This window comes from Pseudomonas sp. AC211 (assembly GCF_979258055.1).
Genome location: NZ_OZ409830.1, coordinates 3,097,461 through 3,111,002, shown reverse-complemented (window position 1 = coordinate 3,111,002; position 13,542 = coordinate 3,097,461). Strand labels below are relative to the sequence as shown.

General features: G+C 59.2%; 16 protein-coding genes and 2 pseudogenes. 10 read left to right on the top strand and 8 right to left on the bottom strand.

The window, feature by feature from the left end; translation table 11 throughout:
- The first annotated feature begins 3 nt into the window (after positions 1 to 3).
- Both ACZZZP_RS14615 and ACZZZP_RS14610 read left to right on the top strand, forming a co-directional pair.
- Entirely contained in the window at positions 4 to 396 is a 393-nt protein-coding gene (locus tag ACZZZP_RS14615) for a hypothetical protein (protein WP_463383210.1), read from the top strand.
- Positions 397 to 586: 190 nt separating this feature from the next.
- Positions 587 to 967: a hypothetical protein gene (locus ACZZZP_RS14610; RefSeq protein WP_463536637.1), complete on the top strand. Its 381-nt coding sequence runs from the start codon at positions 587 to 589 to the stop codon at positions 965 to 967.
- Positions 968 to 1,112: 145 nt separating this feature from the next.
- Here ACZZZP_RS14610 and ACZZZP_RS14605 read toward each other — a convergent pair.
- A pseudogene (locus tag ACZZZP_RS14605) lies at positions 1,113 to 2,009 on the bottom strand (LysR family transcriptional regulator).
- A 91-nt stretch (positions 2,010 to 2,100) separates the two neighbouring features.
- Between ACZZZP_RS14605 and ACZZZP_RS14600 the strand changes: the two are divergent.
- The gene (locus ACZZZP_RS14600; protein WP_463383208.1) at positions 2,101 to 3,111 is read left to right on the top strand and encodes an aldo/keto reductase; all 1,011 of its coding nucleotides are present in this window, start codon (positions 2,101 to 2,103) and stop codon (positions 3,109 to 3,111) included.
- Between the two features lie 108 nt (positions 3,112 to 3,219).
- Here ACZZZP_RS14600 and ACZZZP_RS14595 read toward each other — a convergent pair whose 3' ends face one another.
- The 4 genes and pseudogenes from ACZZZP_RS14595 to ACZZZP_RS14580 form a co-directional block, all read right to left on the bottom strand.
- Positions 3,220 to 3,537 carry an antibiotic biosynthesis monooxygenase family protein gene (locus ACZZZP_RS14595; RefSeq protein ID WP_463383207.1) on the bottom strand — a complete coding sequence of 106 codons (318 nt, stop codon included), beginning with the start codon at positions 3,535 to 3,537 and terminating at the stop codon, positions 3,220 to 3,222.
- Between the two features lie 28 nt (positions 3,538 to 3,565).
- Positions 3,566 to 4,539 (bottom strand): annotated as a pseudogene (locus ACZZZP_RS14590) (zinc-dependent alcohol dehydrogenase family protein).
- Between the two features lie 62 nt (positions 4,540 to 4,601).
- Positions 4,602 to 4,904 carry an ArsR/SmtB family transcription factor gene (locus ACZZZP_RS14585; protein ID WP_122494877.1) on the bottom strand — a complete coding sequence of 101 codons (303 nt, stop codon included), beginning with the start codon at positions 4,902 to 4,904 and terminating at the stop codon, positions 4,602 to 4,604.
- A 210-nt stretch (positions 4,905 to 5,114) separates the two neighbouring features.
- The gene (locus ACZZZP_RS14580) at positions 5,115 to 6,056 is read right to left on the bottom strand and encodes a LysR family transcriptional regulator (protein WP_463383205.1); all 942 of its coding nucleotides are present in this window, start codon (positions 6,054 to 6,056) and stop codon (positions 5,115 to 5,117) included.
- Positions 6,057 to 6,154: 98 nt separating this feature from the next.
- Here ACZZZP_RS14580 and ACZZZP_RS14575 point away from each other — a divergent pair, with 98 nt between their 5' ends.
- Positions 6,155 to 6,907: an SDR family oxidoreductase gene (locus ACZZZP_RS14575; RefSeq protein WP_463383204.1), complete on the top strand. Its 753-nt coding sequence runs from the start codon at positions 6,155 to 6,157 to the stop codon at positions 6,905 to 6,907.
- 146 nt (positions 6,908 to 7,053) lie between these two features.
- On the opposite strand, the gene ACZZZP_RS14570 is transcribed toward ACZZZP_RS14575, so the two are convergent.
- Together ACZZZP_RS14570 and ACZZZP_RS14565 are read right to left on the bottom strand one after the other, a co-directional pair.
- Entirely contained in the window at positions 7,054 to 7,833 is a 780-nt protein-coding gene (locus tag ACZZZP_RS14570; RefSeq protein ID WP_122494889.1) for an SDR family oxidoreductase, read from the bottom strand.
- 13 nt (positions 7,834 to 7,846) lie between these two features.
- A complete protein-coding gene (locus ACZZZP_RS14565; RefSeq protein ID WP_463536636.1) occupies positions 7,847 to 8,641 on the bottom strand; it encodes an NYN domain-containing protein in 795 nt (264 codons plus the stop codon).
- A 144-nt stretch (positions 8,642 to 8,785) separates the two neighbouring features.
- On the opposite strand from ACZZZP_RS14565, the gene ACZZZP_RS14560 reads away from it, so the two are divergent.
- Positions 8,786 to 9,010: a hypothetical protein gene (locus ACZZZP_RS14560; protein WP_122494893.1), complete on the top strand. Its 225-nt coding sequence runs from the start codon at positions 8,786 to 8,788 to the stop codon at positions 9,008 to 9,010.
- Positions 9,011 to 9,019: 9 nt separating this feature from the next.
- Here ACZZZP_RS14560 and ACZZZP_RS14555 read toward each other — a convergent pair whose 3' ends face one another.
- On the bottom strand, positions 9,020 to 9,787 hold the full coding sequence (locus ACZZZP_RS14555; protein ID WP_463383203.1) for a sulfite exporter TauE/SafE family protein: 768 nt from the start codon (positions 9,785 to 9,787) through the stop codon (positions 9,020 to 9,022).
- A 103-nt stretch (positions 9,788 to 9,890) separates the two neighbouring features.
- On the opposite strand from ACZZZP_RS14555, the gene ACZZZP_RS14550 reads away from it, so the two are divergent.
- The 5 genes from ACZZZP_RS14550 (at position 9,891) to ACZZZP_RS14530 (ending at position 13,510) form a co-directional block, all read left to right on the top strand.
- Entirely contained in the window at positions 9,891 to 10,784 is an 894-nt protein-coding gene (locus ACZZZP_RS14550; RefSeq protein ID WP_463383202.1) for a LysR family transcriptional regulator, read from the top strand.
- Positions 10,785 to 10,933: 149 nt separating this feature from the next.
- Positions 10,934 to 11,359 carry a hypothetical protein gene (locus ACZZZP_RS14545; protein WP_463536635.1) on the top strand — a complete coding sequence of 142 codons (426 nt, stop codon included), beginning with the start codon at positions 10,934 to 10,936 and terminating at the stop codon, positions 11,357 to 11,359.
- A gap of 117 nt (positions 11,360 to 11,476) precedes the next feature.
- Complete coding sequence (locus tag ACZZZP_RS14540) at positions 11,477 to 12,412, top strand: NADP-dependent oxidoreductase (protein ID WP_463383200.1); 936 nt, start codon at positions 11,477 to 11,479, stop codon at positions 12,410 to 12,412.
- Positions 12,413 to 12,808: 396 nt separating this feature from the next.
- Complete coding sequence (locus tag ACZZZP_RS14535) at positions 12,809 to 13,231, top strand: hypothetical protein (RefSeq protein ID WP_463536634.1); 423 nt, start codon at positions 12,809 to 12,811, stop codon at positions 13,229 to 13,231.
- A gap of 51 nt (positions 13,232 to 13,282) precedes the next feature.
- Positions 13,283 to 13,510: a type II toxin-antitoxin system CcdA family antitoxin gene (locus ACZZZP_RS14530; RefSeq protein WP_463536633.1), complete on the top strand. Its 228-nt coding sequence runs from the start codon at positions 13,283 to 13,285 to the stop codon at positions 13,508 to 13,510.
- Positions 13,511 to 13,542 lie beyond the last annotated feature (32 nt).

Below are 13,542 nucleotides of genomic sequence, written 5' to 3'. Positions count from 1 at the left end.
AACATGTCCACATCTGCGAGTAAACCGAAGCGGCACGTTTGGCGCTGGGTATTGGCGCTTTTACTCGCTCCGATCGTCTTTTGGTATTTCGCCACACCTCAAGTGAACTTCCATTTCTCTGAAAAGGGCCAGGGGCGTTTGCATTACATTTTGATTGTTCAGGACGACGACTATAAAGGTGCGATCTATCCCGGTGAAACCTCTGGCGGTCCCGGGCACATCTTCCCGAACAAGCGATTCTTTATGGAGTTGGATTGGAACAACGGTGGGAAATCGCACTGCATCATGGCCAAACCGAAGTGGCCCGAGATCAATATCTATATCGGCCCAGATGGCGCTATTGATCGCAGCCGCACTGACGGCAAAGTCATTGAAGAGTGCGGGCGATTACCATGACGGAACAACTCCACGCATGCCCTTTGGGAAGCCTGAAGCTTCGAGCTATCCGACTTGCATTCTCTGATATCCAGTTAAACCGACGGCTTGGCAGATCAAGCTGTCGGACCGAAGCCGCGCCTTAATTCTTCATAAACTCCTAAATATGCAGCCTTTAGTGCTGCCACGTTCAAGGCTGGGAATTACAAACATGTCCACATTTGCGAATAAACCGAAGCGGCACTTCTGGCGCTGGGTGTTGATGCTTTTACTGGCTCCAATCGTCTTTTGGTATTTCGCCACACCGCAAGTGAACTTCTATTTTTCTGAAAAGGGGCAGGGGCGCCTCGGTTACATTTTGAATGTTCAGCACAGTATCTACAAAGGTGAAATCTACCCTGGCCAAGTCACAGGTGGTCCCGGTCACATCTTTCCGGACGACCATTTTTTTTTCGAGTTTTATTGGGTTAACGGCGGAAAGTGGCACTGCACCAGGGTCAAACCGAGGTGGCCTGATACAGACGTTTACATCGGCGCAGACGGCGCTATTGATCGCAGCCGCACTGACGGCAACGTCCTTGAAAAATGTTAACCACCACCATGATGTGACACCTCCACAGCTTGGCCTTTTGTGAGGCCTGAAAGCTGCGCTATTCGACTTGCATCCGCTAATACCCAATCAAGCCTGGCTACGCCTTTCTAGCCGTTCGATGCGCGCTGCAACGAAAAGGGCGCCATCAACGCCGCCATTCCCGTGCAAAGTCGATAAATGCCCTAAGTGCCGGCGGCACATGTCGGCGGCTGTGGTAGTAGATGAAAAATCGGCTGGGTAGTGCTTTGCAGTCCGCGAGCAGTTCTGTCAGTTGCCCGTTGGCGAGGTGTTCCCGTGCCATTTCCTCATAGACGTAAGCGATGCCGGCGCCGTCTTTGGCGGCCTGAATCATGAGGCTGTCGTCTTCCAATACGAGTGGGCCGGTCACGGCCAGGCGCAGGGGCTGGCGACCGTCGAGGTATTCCCATTTGTAGAGTTTTCCGCTCGGAAAGCGCCGGCCGATGCAGGCGTGTAGCAGCAGGTCATGGGGCGTTTTCGGCACACCGTTTTGCTTGAGATACCCCGGCGTCGCTACGGTGACAAATGTCTGAGGTGCGCCAATGGCCATGGCAATCATGTCGGCGGCCAGGCTTTCACCGAAGCGTACGCCCGCGTCGAAACCGCTGGCGACGATGTCGGTCAAGCTGTCGTCGGTTTGCAGCTCCACGGTGATACGCGGGTACGCCGCCGAGAAGGGCGCTAACAAAGGGCCAATCACCAAGCGCGCAGCGGGCCGCGACACGTTAAGGCGCAACGTGCCGGCGGGCACGGGTTGTTGCGAGATCAATTCGTGCAAGGCACCGGTCACTTACGCCAGGGCTGGCACCAGCGTGGCCAGTAATTGATGGCCCGCTTCGGTAGGCGTCACGCTACGTGTGGTTCGGTTCAGCAGGCGCACGCCCAGGCGCTCTTCAAGGGTCCGCAGGGCATGGCTTAAGGCAGAGGGCGAGATGCCGCGTTCGTCAGCAGCTTTGCGAAAACTGGCATGGCGAGCGACGGCGGCAAAGGCGTCGAGGTCGGACAGGTCGGGAAGTACTTTCATGAATTCTATTCAGTAGCTCAAGCGAGATTGGCCATCTTATCGAGGGTAGCGTTCGCTCCGATACTGCGCCCTCAACTGAGCTGAGGTTTATATGCAGAAGCACCGTTTGGGCACATCCGACTTATTTATTTCGCCGATTGGCATGGGCACGTGGGCCATTGCCGGTCAAGGTTGGGAATTCAGCTGGGGCGCGCAGGACGACGGTGACAGCCTGGCAGCGTTGGAATACGCCGTTGAGCAGGTGGTGAACTGGATTGATACGGCGGCGGTTTACGGGCTTGGGCATGCCGAAGTGCTAACGGGTAAATTGCTGCGCCAGGTGCCAGCGTCGCGTCGACCCCTGGTGTTCACCAAGGGCAGCCTCGTATGGAGCGCTACGACCGGCGCTATCTCTCACTCGCTGGCCCCACACTCACTGCGCAAGGAAATCGAAGACAGCCTGCGCCGCTTGCAGGTAGACGCCATCGACCTCTACCAAATTCACTGGCCAGCGTTCCCGGCCACAGCCAGTAGCGAGGGCATTGAGGAGGCGTTGGTCACCCTGGCCGAGGCCAAGGTAGCGGGAAAAATCAGAGCCGTTGGCGTTTCGAATTTCGACGTCACGCAGCTCAAGCGCGCCCAAGCCGTCACCGACATCGCCTCGTTGCAACCGCCGTACTCGGCACTGATGCGCGACATCGAAGCCGAGGTCTTGCCTTACTGCGCTGCGTCGCAGCTCGGCGTTATCGCCTACTCCACGCTGCAATCGGGCCTGCTCAGCGGCAGCATGAACCGCGCGCGCATCGCCCAGCTTCCCGACGACGACTGGCGCAAAGCGCGCAGCGCGGATTTCCAAGAGCCGCGCCTGAGCCAAAACCTGGCACTGGTGCAGGTGATGGCCGATATCGGCGCACGGCACAACGTGAGCGCGGCAGCAGTTGCCATTGCTTGGGTGCTGCGAACGCCGGTGGTGACCGGCGCGATTGTGGGCGCACGTCGCCGCCAACAGGTGGACGGCTTGCTCGACGCCACGCGCATTCGGCTTAACGATGAGGAACTGGAGGCGATACGACCGTATTTGCCAGAAGGCACCGGAGTGAACGTACCGGGAAGGGTGGCGTGATCATTTTGCCGGTTGGCGGTACTCCGCTTTGCCGGTAGGCGTAAACGGGGCCAGATTTGTAAACGACCCTGACTACTCAGGATCGTTAAAAAATCTGGCCCGTTTAACTCACGTGAACAATCCGCCACCCGCAGCAAACGCCGCGCCCTCGATGTGGTAGACGCTGGGTTCGTCAGAGAAATAATCCTCCAACCCCTGCATAAACAACCGATGGTCATCACTCGCTTCGAAGCCCGGCGTGTGGTCTTCGAGCGACGCCCATTGCACGATCAGGTTGAACACCGCCGGCTGTTCAATGCCTTGGGCCAGCAGGTGGCCGCCGTAGCCCTTGGCGCGTGTGAGTAGCGGGGCGACGCTGGCAAAAGCACGTTTGAAACTGTCGATTCGGTCTGGGTGGACCGGCAGCAGAGCGATCTCGTAAATCATGGTGTACCTCCAATAGCCGCAAGCGGGCTTAGGCAATAAGTGATGGCTCGACGGCAATCACGATTTTTCCTCGAAGACCGTTGTTCGGACTTTCCAGCCGGGCATGGGCGGCACCGAGGTCGGCAAGCGAATACACGGCGCCCACGTGAGGTCGCAGCTGACCGCGTTCAACCAACGCGCTCAATTCGTCGAGCTTGCCGCGATTTTGTCGGGTGAACACGAAGTGGTAGCTCGCGTTTTTGCCCCAGGCTTGAATCACGTTTTGCGGCTTGGCGATGTCGACAATCGACACCACACGGCCCAGCTGTGCGAGCACATCGGGGCTGCGCGTGAGCGTGTCGCCGCCGATGGTGTCGAACACGACGTTGACGCCATGGCCCGCCGTTTCCCGGTTGATGGCGGCTACGTAATCTTCTTTCTCGTAATCGATAACCACATCGGCGCCCATGCTGCGCACGAACTCGGCGTTTTCCTCACGTGCGGTGGTGTACACCTTCGCGCCAATGGCTTTTGCCAGTTGAATGGCCACATGGCCGACACCGCCCGCGCCGCCGTGGATAAGCACGCTTTCGCCCACTTCAGCGCTGCGCGCACCACTAAGGCTTCCCACGCCGTGCCGCCCACCAGGGTGAGACTGGCGGCTTCCAGATGGCTCAACGACGCTGGCTTCTTGCCGATGATGGCTTCGGCCGCCACGTGGTATTCGGCGTAACTGCCGGGGCCGTCAAAAATTTGCGGCGTGTACCAAACCTCATCGCCCGGCGCGAAACTCGTCACGCCCGGACCTACGGCTTCGACAACGCCTGATACGTCGTGGCCGGTTATGGCGGGGAGTGGCACCAGGTCGGCGTAGTCGCCACGGCGAACCTGGTAATCCAGGGGGTTGATGGACGTGGCGTGCACCCGCACTAGCACCTGTCCGGCGCCGGGTACGGGTTTGGGCACTTCGCTTAATTGGAACGATTGCGGGCCGCCGAAGGCGTTGAGCAACATTGCTTTCATGGTGCATCCTCGTATCTAGATAAAGGGATATCGAGGAATCTCGATATTCGTGGGCAAAAAAATTAGAGACCTGTGCCTATGGTCTCGGCCAGAGCGCTGATGTTTGCTTCATTGCGCTTGTAGTACGTCCACTGACCGATGCGCGTGGCGTCGACCAGACCGACTCGTTGCAATGTCGCCAAATAAGCCGACACCGTTGACTGCGAAAGGCCGATGCCTTCCTGAATGCTACTGACGCAAACGCCAACCGTGTGAACGTCGCCCTCATCTTGCGGAGGAAAATGTTTCTCCGGGTCCTTTAGGCCTTTCAAAATTTGAAGGCGTATGGGGTTGGAGAGGGCTTTGAAGATTTCGACGAGTTCCATGGGGAGAGGAGGATATCGAGATTATTAGATATGTCAATACGGTTGGGGTAATCGTTTCGGCGTGAGCTTTGTGGTCTTGAGGGAGGGGCGGGAATTTTGTTTCCAGGGTCCGCCACCAAGGTGGCTCCTACACAGCCGTTAACCGTCTGTACGAAGGAGGCGAAACCGCCGTAGGCGTTAGCTTGCTAGCGAACCCCCGCAAACTAAAAATCACCCCCCACGCACCCGCTCATCCCACGGCGTAGGCGAGGGAAACAGCTCTTCCAGAAAGCCCACAAACGCCTTCACATTCGGGCTGCCGCGTCGGCTTTCCGGCCATAAAGCGGTGATGAACGAACGGTCTACCGCGTGCTCGGGAAACAGCGGCGTTAGTTCTCCGCGCGCTACATACGGCGCGGCGACATAGGTAGGCGAAATGCCAATGCCGCCGCCAGCTGCCACCACGGCGGCGACTGCATCGCTGGCATCGATGGTAATGCCCGATTCCGGCACCCATTCGCTGACGTTGCCCTCCACATTGAACGGCCAGCGCAAGGCCAGGCCAGAACTCTGATAACGGAAGTTCACGCAGTCGTGTTGTTCCAGCTCGCTCAGGTGCTGCGGTGTGCCGCGCCGGGCCAGATACTCGGGCGAGGCGAATGCGGCGATGCGATGGGGCGCCAATGTTTTCGAGATCAATCGAGAGTCCGCCAGGTTGCCGACGCGCACGGCCACGTCGATGCCTTGCTCGATGATGTCGGCGAGCGAGTCGCCCAGGCGCAGGTCGATGGCGAGCTTGGGGTAGCGCTGGCGGAATCGCGGTAGGGCCGGAGCCAGGATGTTCAAACCAATCGGTGGCGGCGCGGTGATTTTCAACGTGCCCGCAGGTTCGGCACGGGAGGCCACGGCGGCCTGATCAATGGCTTCCACTTCTCGCAGAATACGCAAGGCGCGCTCGTATAAATCGCGGCCTTCGGGTGTGAGCGTGAGCGAGCGGGTCGTGCGGCTAAACAACTTGAGCGCGAAGTGCTGTTCAAGGCGCTGCACGCTTTTGCTGATTGCCGAGGGCGACACCGACAAATCCCGCGCGGCGGCGGTGTAACTGCCCAGCGACGCAGCGCGGGCAAAGGCAATAAGACCGGTCAGGCGGTCTAACCCTATTTGTTCCTTCATGGCATCAGTAAAGCGACTTACGGCCTAATTATCAATCTTCGCGCTTAGCTTTAGGCTTTCTCCCATCGACGCCATCCGGGCGTTCAAGGAGATAGACCATGACCACAACCGCTGCTCTAAACACCTCACTCCCCAGCAACCTGCACGGCCGCACCGTGGTGATATTCGGCGGCACTTCCGGCATCGGTTTGGCCGCCGCCATTCAAGCCAAAGCCAGCGGCGCTCATGTCACCGTGATCGGCTCCAATGCCGCCCGCGCCGAAAACGCCGCCCGCGACAACGGCCTGGACGCCTGGCGCGCCGCCGACGTGACCGACAGCGCAGCCATTTACACCGCACTGGCAGATATCCCCCACGTCGATCACTTGGTTCTGCTGGCCGGCACCTACGTGGTGGGCAACGTGCTGGACGCCGAAATCGGTCTGCTGCACCGCGCCTTCGACGAGCGCATGTGGGCGTCCGTGCATGCCATTCGCGCCTTGGGCGAGCGCCTGGCCAAAGACGGCTCCATCACCTTCATTTCCGGCATGTTGTCGGAGCGCCCAACGGCCCACGGCAGCGCGGTGCTGGCGGCTGCGTCGGCGGCGATGGAAGCCTTGGCCCGAGGCCTGGCGTTGGAATTGGCACCGATTCGGGTGAACACCCTGTCGCCCGGTCCGATCGACACGCCCATCTTCAGCAAAGCGCTGGGCGAAGGCCGCGATGCGTTCGTGAGTGCACTGGAAAAAACCTTGCCGTTGCGTCGTCTCGGCACCGCCGAAGAGGCGGGTGCGGCCACGGTTTTCCTGATGACCAACGGCTTTATGAACGGCGCCACGCTGAACATCGATGGCGGCGCACGGTTGGTCTGAGGAAGCCAGTCAGGCGGTGGACGAGGCATCAGCGCGTCATGAGCAGCTCGTTTTGCCAAGCTGCTCACGACGGGGCTGGAGTCAAGGGACAGATGTGGAGCGCGGGCAAGCGCTGCCTGTTGAAAAATGCTTTTTGTCTGCCGCTGTTAACGAGGCCCCTTGTTCTCCGCCAAACAATTCCCGCCATCGACCACCAGCACCTCGCCCGTTATATAGCTCGACTCAGGCGAAGCCAGAAACGCCACTGCTGCAGCAACTTCTTCCGGCCTGCCGGCACGCCCAACTGGCACGTACTGCGCGGCAACCAATTCCTCAGCGGTGCTCGACTGGGTAGCAATCCATCCAGGCGCCACGGAGTTCACGGTGATGCCATAAGGCGCCACTTCCAACGCTAGGCTCATGTTCATGCCCACCATGCCGGCTTTCGCGGCTGCATAGGCCGCCTCGCCAGGGTTGCTGACGCGGGTGCCGGTGGTGGAGCTGATTTGGACGATACGTCCGTACCCACGGTGCTTCATGCCCGGCAACACCGCGCGCGTTAGCAGAAACGCCGTGGTGAGGTTTCGTGCAATCGAGATGTTCCAGGCCTCAAGGCTCATGTCGGCCAGGTCAGCGAATTCCTCGGCTTCGCCCTGAACGGCCATACCCGCGTTGTTCACCAGCACATCGATGCGTCCCCAAAGCGATTCAGCCCACGCCACCAGGTCGGCGACCTGATCGGCTTGCGTGAGGTCGGCCGGTCGACCTTCTACCTCGTAGCCTTCACTGCGCAATTGCGCGACGCGGTCATGGATGCGCGCGCTGCTGCCGGTGACGATCAACTTCGCCCCCGCGTCGCCAAGGCGCTTGGCGATGGCAAAGCCAATGCCGTGCTCGCTGCCGGCGCCGCTGACCAGCGCGACTTGACCGCTGTGGTTGTCGTTCATGGTTTGCTCCCCATCATTTCCCCGGCTGCTTATGCCGCGCATACAGCACATGGCCGCCAGTGCTCGTGCCACCGCGCGTTTGCAATTCGAAGGCGTGCGGATGGCCCTTGATCAAGTCGCTCAGCTTTTTGAAACCATGGGCGCGCGGATCGAAGCCGGGTCTGAGTTTGGTGATGTTTGTGCCCAGTGCGCCGAGGTGCGCCCAGCCATCCTCGTCGGCGATGTCGTCCAGAATTTTGGCGATGAATTCTACGGGGGCTTTGGGCGGCTTCTTCGGTTGCGCCGGTGGGCTGGGTTTAGAGGGGGACGCCGCTGGATTCTCAACGGCAGCGGTTTCGCTGACGACCACCAGGTCCTCACGCAGCAGTTCGGTGTAGATGAACTTATCGCAGGCGGACACAAAGGGCTGCGGTGTTTTGTCTTCGCCAAAGCCGTACACCGTTAGCCCTTCTTCGCGCAATCGCGAGGCCAGGCGGGTGAAGTCGCTATCACTTGAAACCAGGCAAAAGCCATCGAAGCGCCGGGTGTACAGCAAGTCCATGGCGTCGATGATCAGCGAACTGTCTGTCGCGTTTTTGCCTTTGGTATAGGCGAACTGTTGGATGGGTTGAATGGAGTGGTCGAGGAGTACTTTTTTCCATCCGCCTAGCTGCGGGCCGGTCCAGTCGCCGTAGATCCGTTTGACGTTGGCAACCCCGTATTTCGCAATTTCCTCGAACAGACCTTCGACGATAGATGCAGGCGCGTTGTCCGCATCGATCAGGACGGCGAGGTGTTTTTGGTTGCTGTTCGGCGAGTGGCTGGCCATGGTTCTTCCTTGAAGTGAGCGGCCAACATACCGAGAAATGCGCCGAGGTGTGACAGGTTTTTTTAAGCAAGCAACGCGCGTAATGCGTCGATACGCAGCAATGGCTGTTAAGCTCGCCGGCTTTTTTCAGGGAAGGGATTCCAGATGGTTATGTTCTTGGTGTTGTCCGGGCTCGGACTCATCATCGCGATGCAGATCGCGATTGTCATCGTCGCGTCGAAACACTCGGTTCTGCACGCCTTGCTCTGCTTTGTTATTCCTTTTTATGTCTACGTGTATGGCAGGAAACAACCTGAGGCCAAGCCATTCCTGTGGCTGTGGTATCTGGGCGTGGCGCTGCTGGGCGGCAGCGCAATCGCAAACGCGTAGTCGCGGGCCTTACAGACTCAGGTAGCGGACAATCAATGCCAGTCCGCTGGCCAGCACCAACCACGTCACTAGCCGGATAAACGCCTCGCGCGACAGTCGCCGCGTGAGCTGCCGCCCCGCCCAAAGCCCTGCTGCCATCACCGGCAGCAACACCAATGCAAGCAGCAACAACGCACTATCGGCGTACACGCCCGCCAGCAGAAACAACCCCAATCGCACCACGGTGCTGCAACTGATTAGCGCACTCTGCGTGGCCCGGGCCTGTTCGCTGGAGTCGAGCCGCGCGTTTAAATACAGCGCATACAAAAAGCCACCGCTGCCAAATAACGCGCCAAATAATCCACCTACCGAGCCGGCCGGTACCGCCCACCAGGGGCTGAGCTGAGCCGGTCGGCTTTTCACGGCCAAGCTGTACAGCGCATAGACGCTGACAAATAGACCCATCAGCAACAGCAGCACATCCGCCTTGAGCCGCAGCAAAAACACCACGCCCACCGTGCAGCCCACTGCCATGCACGGCAGCAATCGGAACAGTTCATTGCGCGCCACCGCCTTGCGCGCGGGCAGCCAGTTGCCGAAGGCGGCGACGAAGTCCAGCAGCACCAACAAGGGGATGATCCGCGACAGCGGCATAAAGTGAATCAGCACCGGCCCAGCCACTAACGCCGTGCCGAAACCGGCAACGCCAAACACCACGTAGGCCGCGGCAATGCCCGAGACGATTAAAAGCCAATCGAGGGCAGAGAAGGGCAGTTGAGCGAGGACAGAGGCGAGCATGGAAAATCCACGGTTAAGGAATGGAGCACAGGTTAGCCAATGGCGAGCCATGCCGACTAATATGCAAAACCCTTACAAGTCATCTCGAAAAGAGATAGCCGCCATGACCTCGCTTCGTCAGTTGCGTTACTTCGCCGAGATCGCCGAATGCGGCAGCTTCACGCTCGCGGCGCAGCGCCTGTTTGTCGCCCAGTCGGCGCTAAGCCGGCACATCAAGGAGCTTGAACAGCACCTCGGCGCCTCGCTGTTTGAACGCACGGCGAGGCAGCCGCGTCTGACGCCCGCGGGCCAAGCCTTCTATGAACGTACGCGCCATGTGCTGGCCGAGCTGGAGAAAGCCGAGCGCCTGGCCCAGCAAATTGGCGAGGGTTTACGCGGCAGTGTGCGGCTTAGTCACTCCAGCACGGTGCCGATTACCGGCCTGCTGCTCGAACGCATCAGCGCCTACCTGAGCGACAACGCCGACGTCTCGCTGGACATCGCCCAGCAATCTTCCGAAGCCCAACTGCAGGACATCGCGGACGGTACGCTCGACGTGGGCCTGCTGCGTTTGCCAGTGCTTCGCCAGCGCGACGGTGTAGAAATTCACCCACTGTTCGACGAGCCGCTGTACCTCGCCGTTGCCGCTGCCCATCCGCTCGCGGGCGCCAAGAGCGTGCACCTGCGTCAGCTCAGCGAAGAGCGTTTTATCTCTATTCCCCACGGCCAGCGCGGGGGCTTGAGTTACCTGTCGGCGGCGTTGTGCATGCAAGCCGGTTTCTTCCCGCGCGCCGCGCAAGTGGTGTCGCGCAAGACCACGCAGTTGCAGTTGATTCAGGCAGGTTTTGGCATGGCGTTGCTGCCGCACAGCATGCGCGCGTTGGCACATGAGTCGGTGGTGTTCGTGCCGCTGAGTGATGAGGGAACGGCGAGTACCGTGGCGTTGGCCTGCACCAAGGAAAAAGGGGAGATGGTGGGGCGATTTGTGTCGGTGATGCGAGGCATGGCGGCAGGGTAATACTGGGTGTTTTTTCGAGTGTAGATGGGCAAGATGGTCGCCGCCGCAGACGCAAACGGCACGATCCATTTCTTTCGAAGACGCAAGCCGTGATCTGGATGGGGATGCGTTCTTGAATCGTGCCAATTTTTTCCAATATGCCTGGGTCTATGGACAAGCGAGCAGTGGCGATGGGCGTTGTAGCTGCGGCAGTTGCTTATGTCCTTGCTCGGCTGATTCTGTCGACTAAGACCACCGTAATTTCACACATCGATTCGCAACTGACATGGACCCTCATGGGTGGGTTGTACGAGTTGGCGCGAGCGCTTCCCTGGCTAGTAGGTGGCGCTGTGACGGGATATGTGTGCAACCAGAAGCCTATCCAAAACGGTGCCATCACCGGCGCGGCTTTTACATCGCTGTTCTGTTTGCTGGGACTGGTTCTGGTGAAACTTGACCCCGATGCAGAGCGCGTCCGGCTGGCTCAAATAGGCTATCCCTTGGTCAGGATTGCCGAATCGGTTGTGCTTTTTACCTTGTCGTCTTGTTTCGGGTTTTTGTTGCAGACGCAACAGCACCGGACGCGAGGAGAATAGCGCTGACGGTGGTCGGCGCGCCTGTTCTGCCATCCGTCGCGGCCAATGCAATCTCCCTAAACCTCTGCGCCTCACCGCCTTTCTACACCTGATCTCTCGAACCAGAAGGTGAACGGTATGAAAGCGATCAGAATCTCCCAATTCGGTGGCTCGGATGTCATGTCTTTTGAAGACGTAGACATGCCGCAGGCCAATTCCGGCGAGGTGTTGGTACGCGTCGTGGTGGCGGGTACCAATCCCGTTGATTACAAGATTCGCCAAGGCGAATTTCCGGACATTACCGAGAAAGACTTGCCGCTTACGCTGGGCCGCGAAGTCACTGGAGTTGTCGAGCAACTGGGCGATGGCGTCACCGATTTCAACGTCGGCGACCGCGTATTCGGCATGCTCGGAGCTGACGGCAGCTTCGCCGAGTTCGCTGCGGTGGCGGCAAAAAATCTGGCGAAGATTCCCGCGTCGCTCAGTTGGGAAAAGGCCGCCGGCTTACCGCTGGCCGGTCACACCGCCTGGCAGGCATTGGTCACCCACGGCAGCCTGGAGGCGGGGCAAAAAGTGTTGATCCATGGCGGCACGGGCGGGGTCGGGCATCTGGCGGTTCAGTTCGCCAAGATCAAGGGCGCGCAGGTGTACGCGACGGCTTCCACCGACAGTCTCACGTTTCTCAAGTCGCTCGGCGTAGACCGTGCGATTGATTACAAGCAGGAGCGTTTCGAAGACATTTGCCAAGACTTCGACTTGGTCATCGACCTCATCGGCGGCGAAACCCAGGCGCGCTCGTGGCAAGTGCTGGGCGAGGGCGGGCGGCTGGTGTCGACCCTGCAAATGCCCGACGCCCATCACCCCGATGCGGCCGGTAAAACCGGCACGCGATTTATGGCCGAGCCCAACGGCCTGGAGCTGACGCAGACTGCCGGGCTGGTGGAGGCTGATGATGTGTCGGTAGTTATTGCCAGGGTTTTTGACCTGCCGCAGGCGGCTGAGGCGCTGGATTACCTGGCTACTGAACATGTGCATGGCAAGGTGGTGTTGCGGGTGAATGGCGACGATTTATAAGCTTCCTGCTCCTTGCGTTCAGGCATTTCGTTGCACTAGCCAAACAGGCTGGTGGTTTCGGCATCAGCAGTTGCGTGCACATCGCCACACTTAAGGCACGCAACTGCCGCGGCATTCACCCATGCCTATGCTGCGGTGCCGATTTGTCCGCTCATCTAAACGCCTGCTCAAGCCGTTGCGCTGCGTTGAACACTCCGTTTTCTTACTTGAATCATTCAACCTCAGCACATTGGTCTTTCACCTTCGTCCGGTAAAGCCGACATCTTCACGCGCCCTGACCGCTTACCGTGTCTCACCTCCGCGAAGAAGACAAAACCATGCTGCGTTCGATGCACGCCATCGCCATTTTTTTGTTTCGCTTCAGCACTGCCCGGCTGTCAAAGCGAAGCACCCGCCATGTACATGTACTCAGTCAGCCCCACCAATCCTATGAAGCCCTTGACACAAGATTTCGGATTGTTTGAGGACGCAAACCAATGCAGCAAATTCGCAGATTGCGAACTCAGCACGGTCTTCCCCGAAACTGCCCTGACACCCAGTCCTGAAACGGGCTGCGAGTCTCTTTCTGTTGTCTCAATGGGACCGGCCTTGCGCCCGGCCGGCGTCAGTGCGTATGCAGAAGCAAAAGTATGGGTGGCGTTGATTTCCCCGGCGCAGGTGGGGCGGGCAAAGGCTGCGCGCGTCGTTGGATCGACCGATTCCAGGTTTGACGAAGCCGCTTACAAAGTGGCGCGCTCGTATGTATTCACGCCGACGCGATGCGCTGGGGTTGGGTACGAGGAGTACGTGATCGCCCCTGTGTTCTTCGGGCCTGCTTGACGATGGACGAGGCCAAGGAATTGAACAGCACTATCTCCACGACGCTGGTGCATGCGCCTGCCAAAGCGCCAGCCAAGACACAGTGCGAACAAGACATCGCAGGTAGCGGGGAAGCTCAAATCTGTAGGAGCGACTTTAGTCGCGATGCCCTTGATTCAAAAAACATCGCGACTAAAGTCGCTCCCACAGGGGGCGGCCGAAAATCGCACCGCTATTGATGCCTACAACGCATTCGTGCAAGCGCAAGGCGTGTTCAGCGATAGCGTGCGCAGCTTCTGAGGCCTCAGTTCCCCACGCAAAAATAAAGGCGA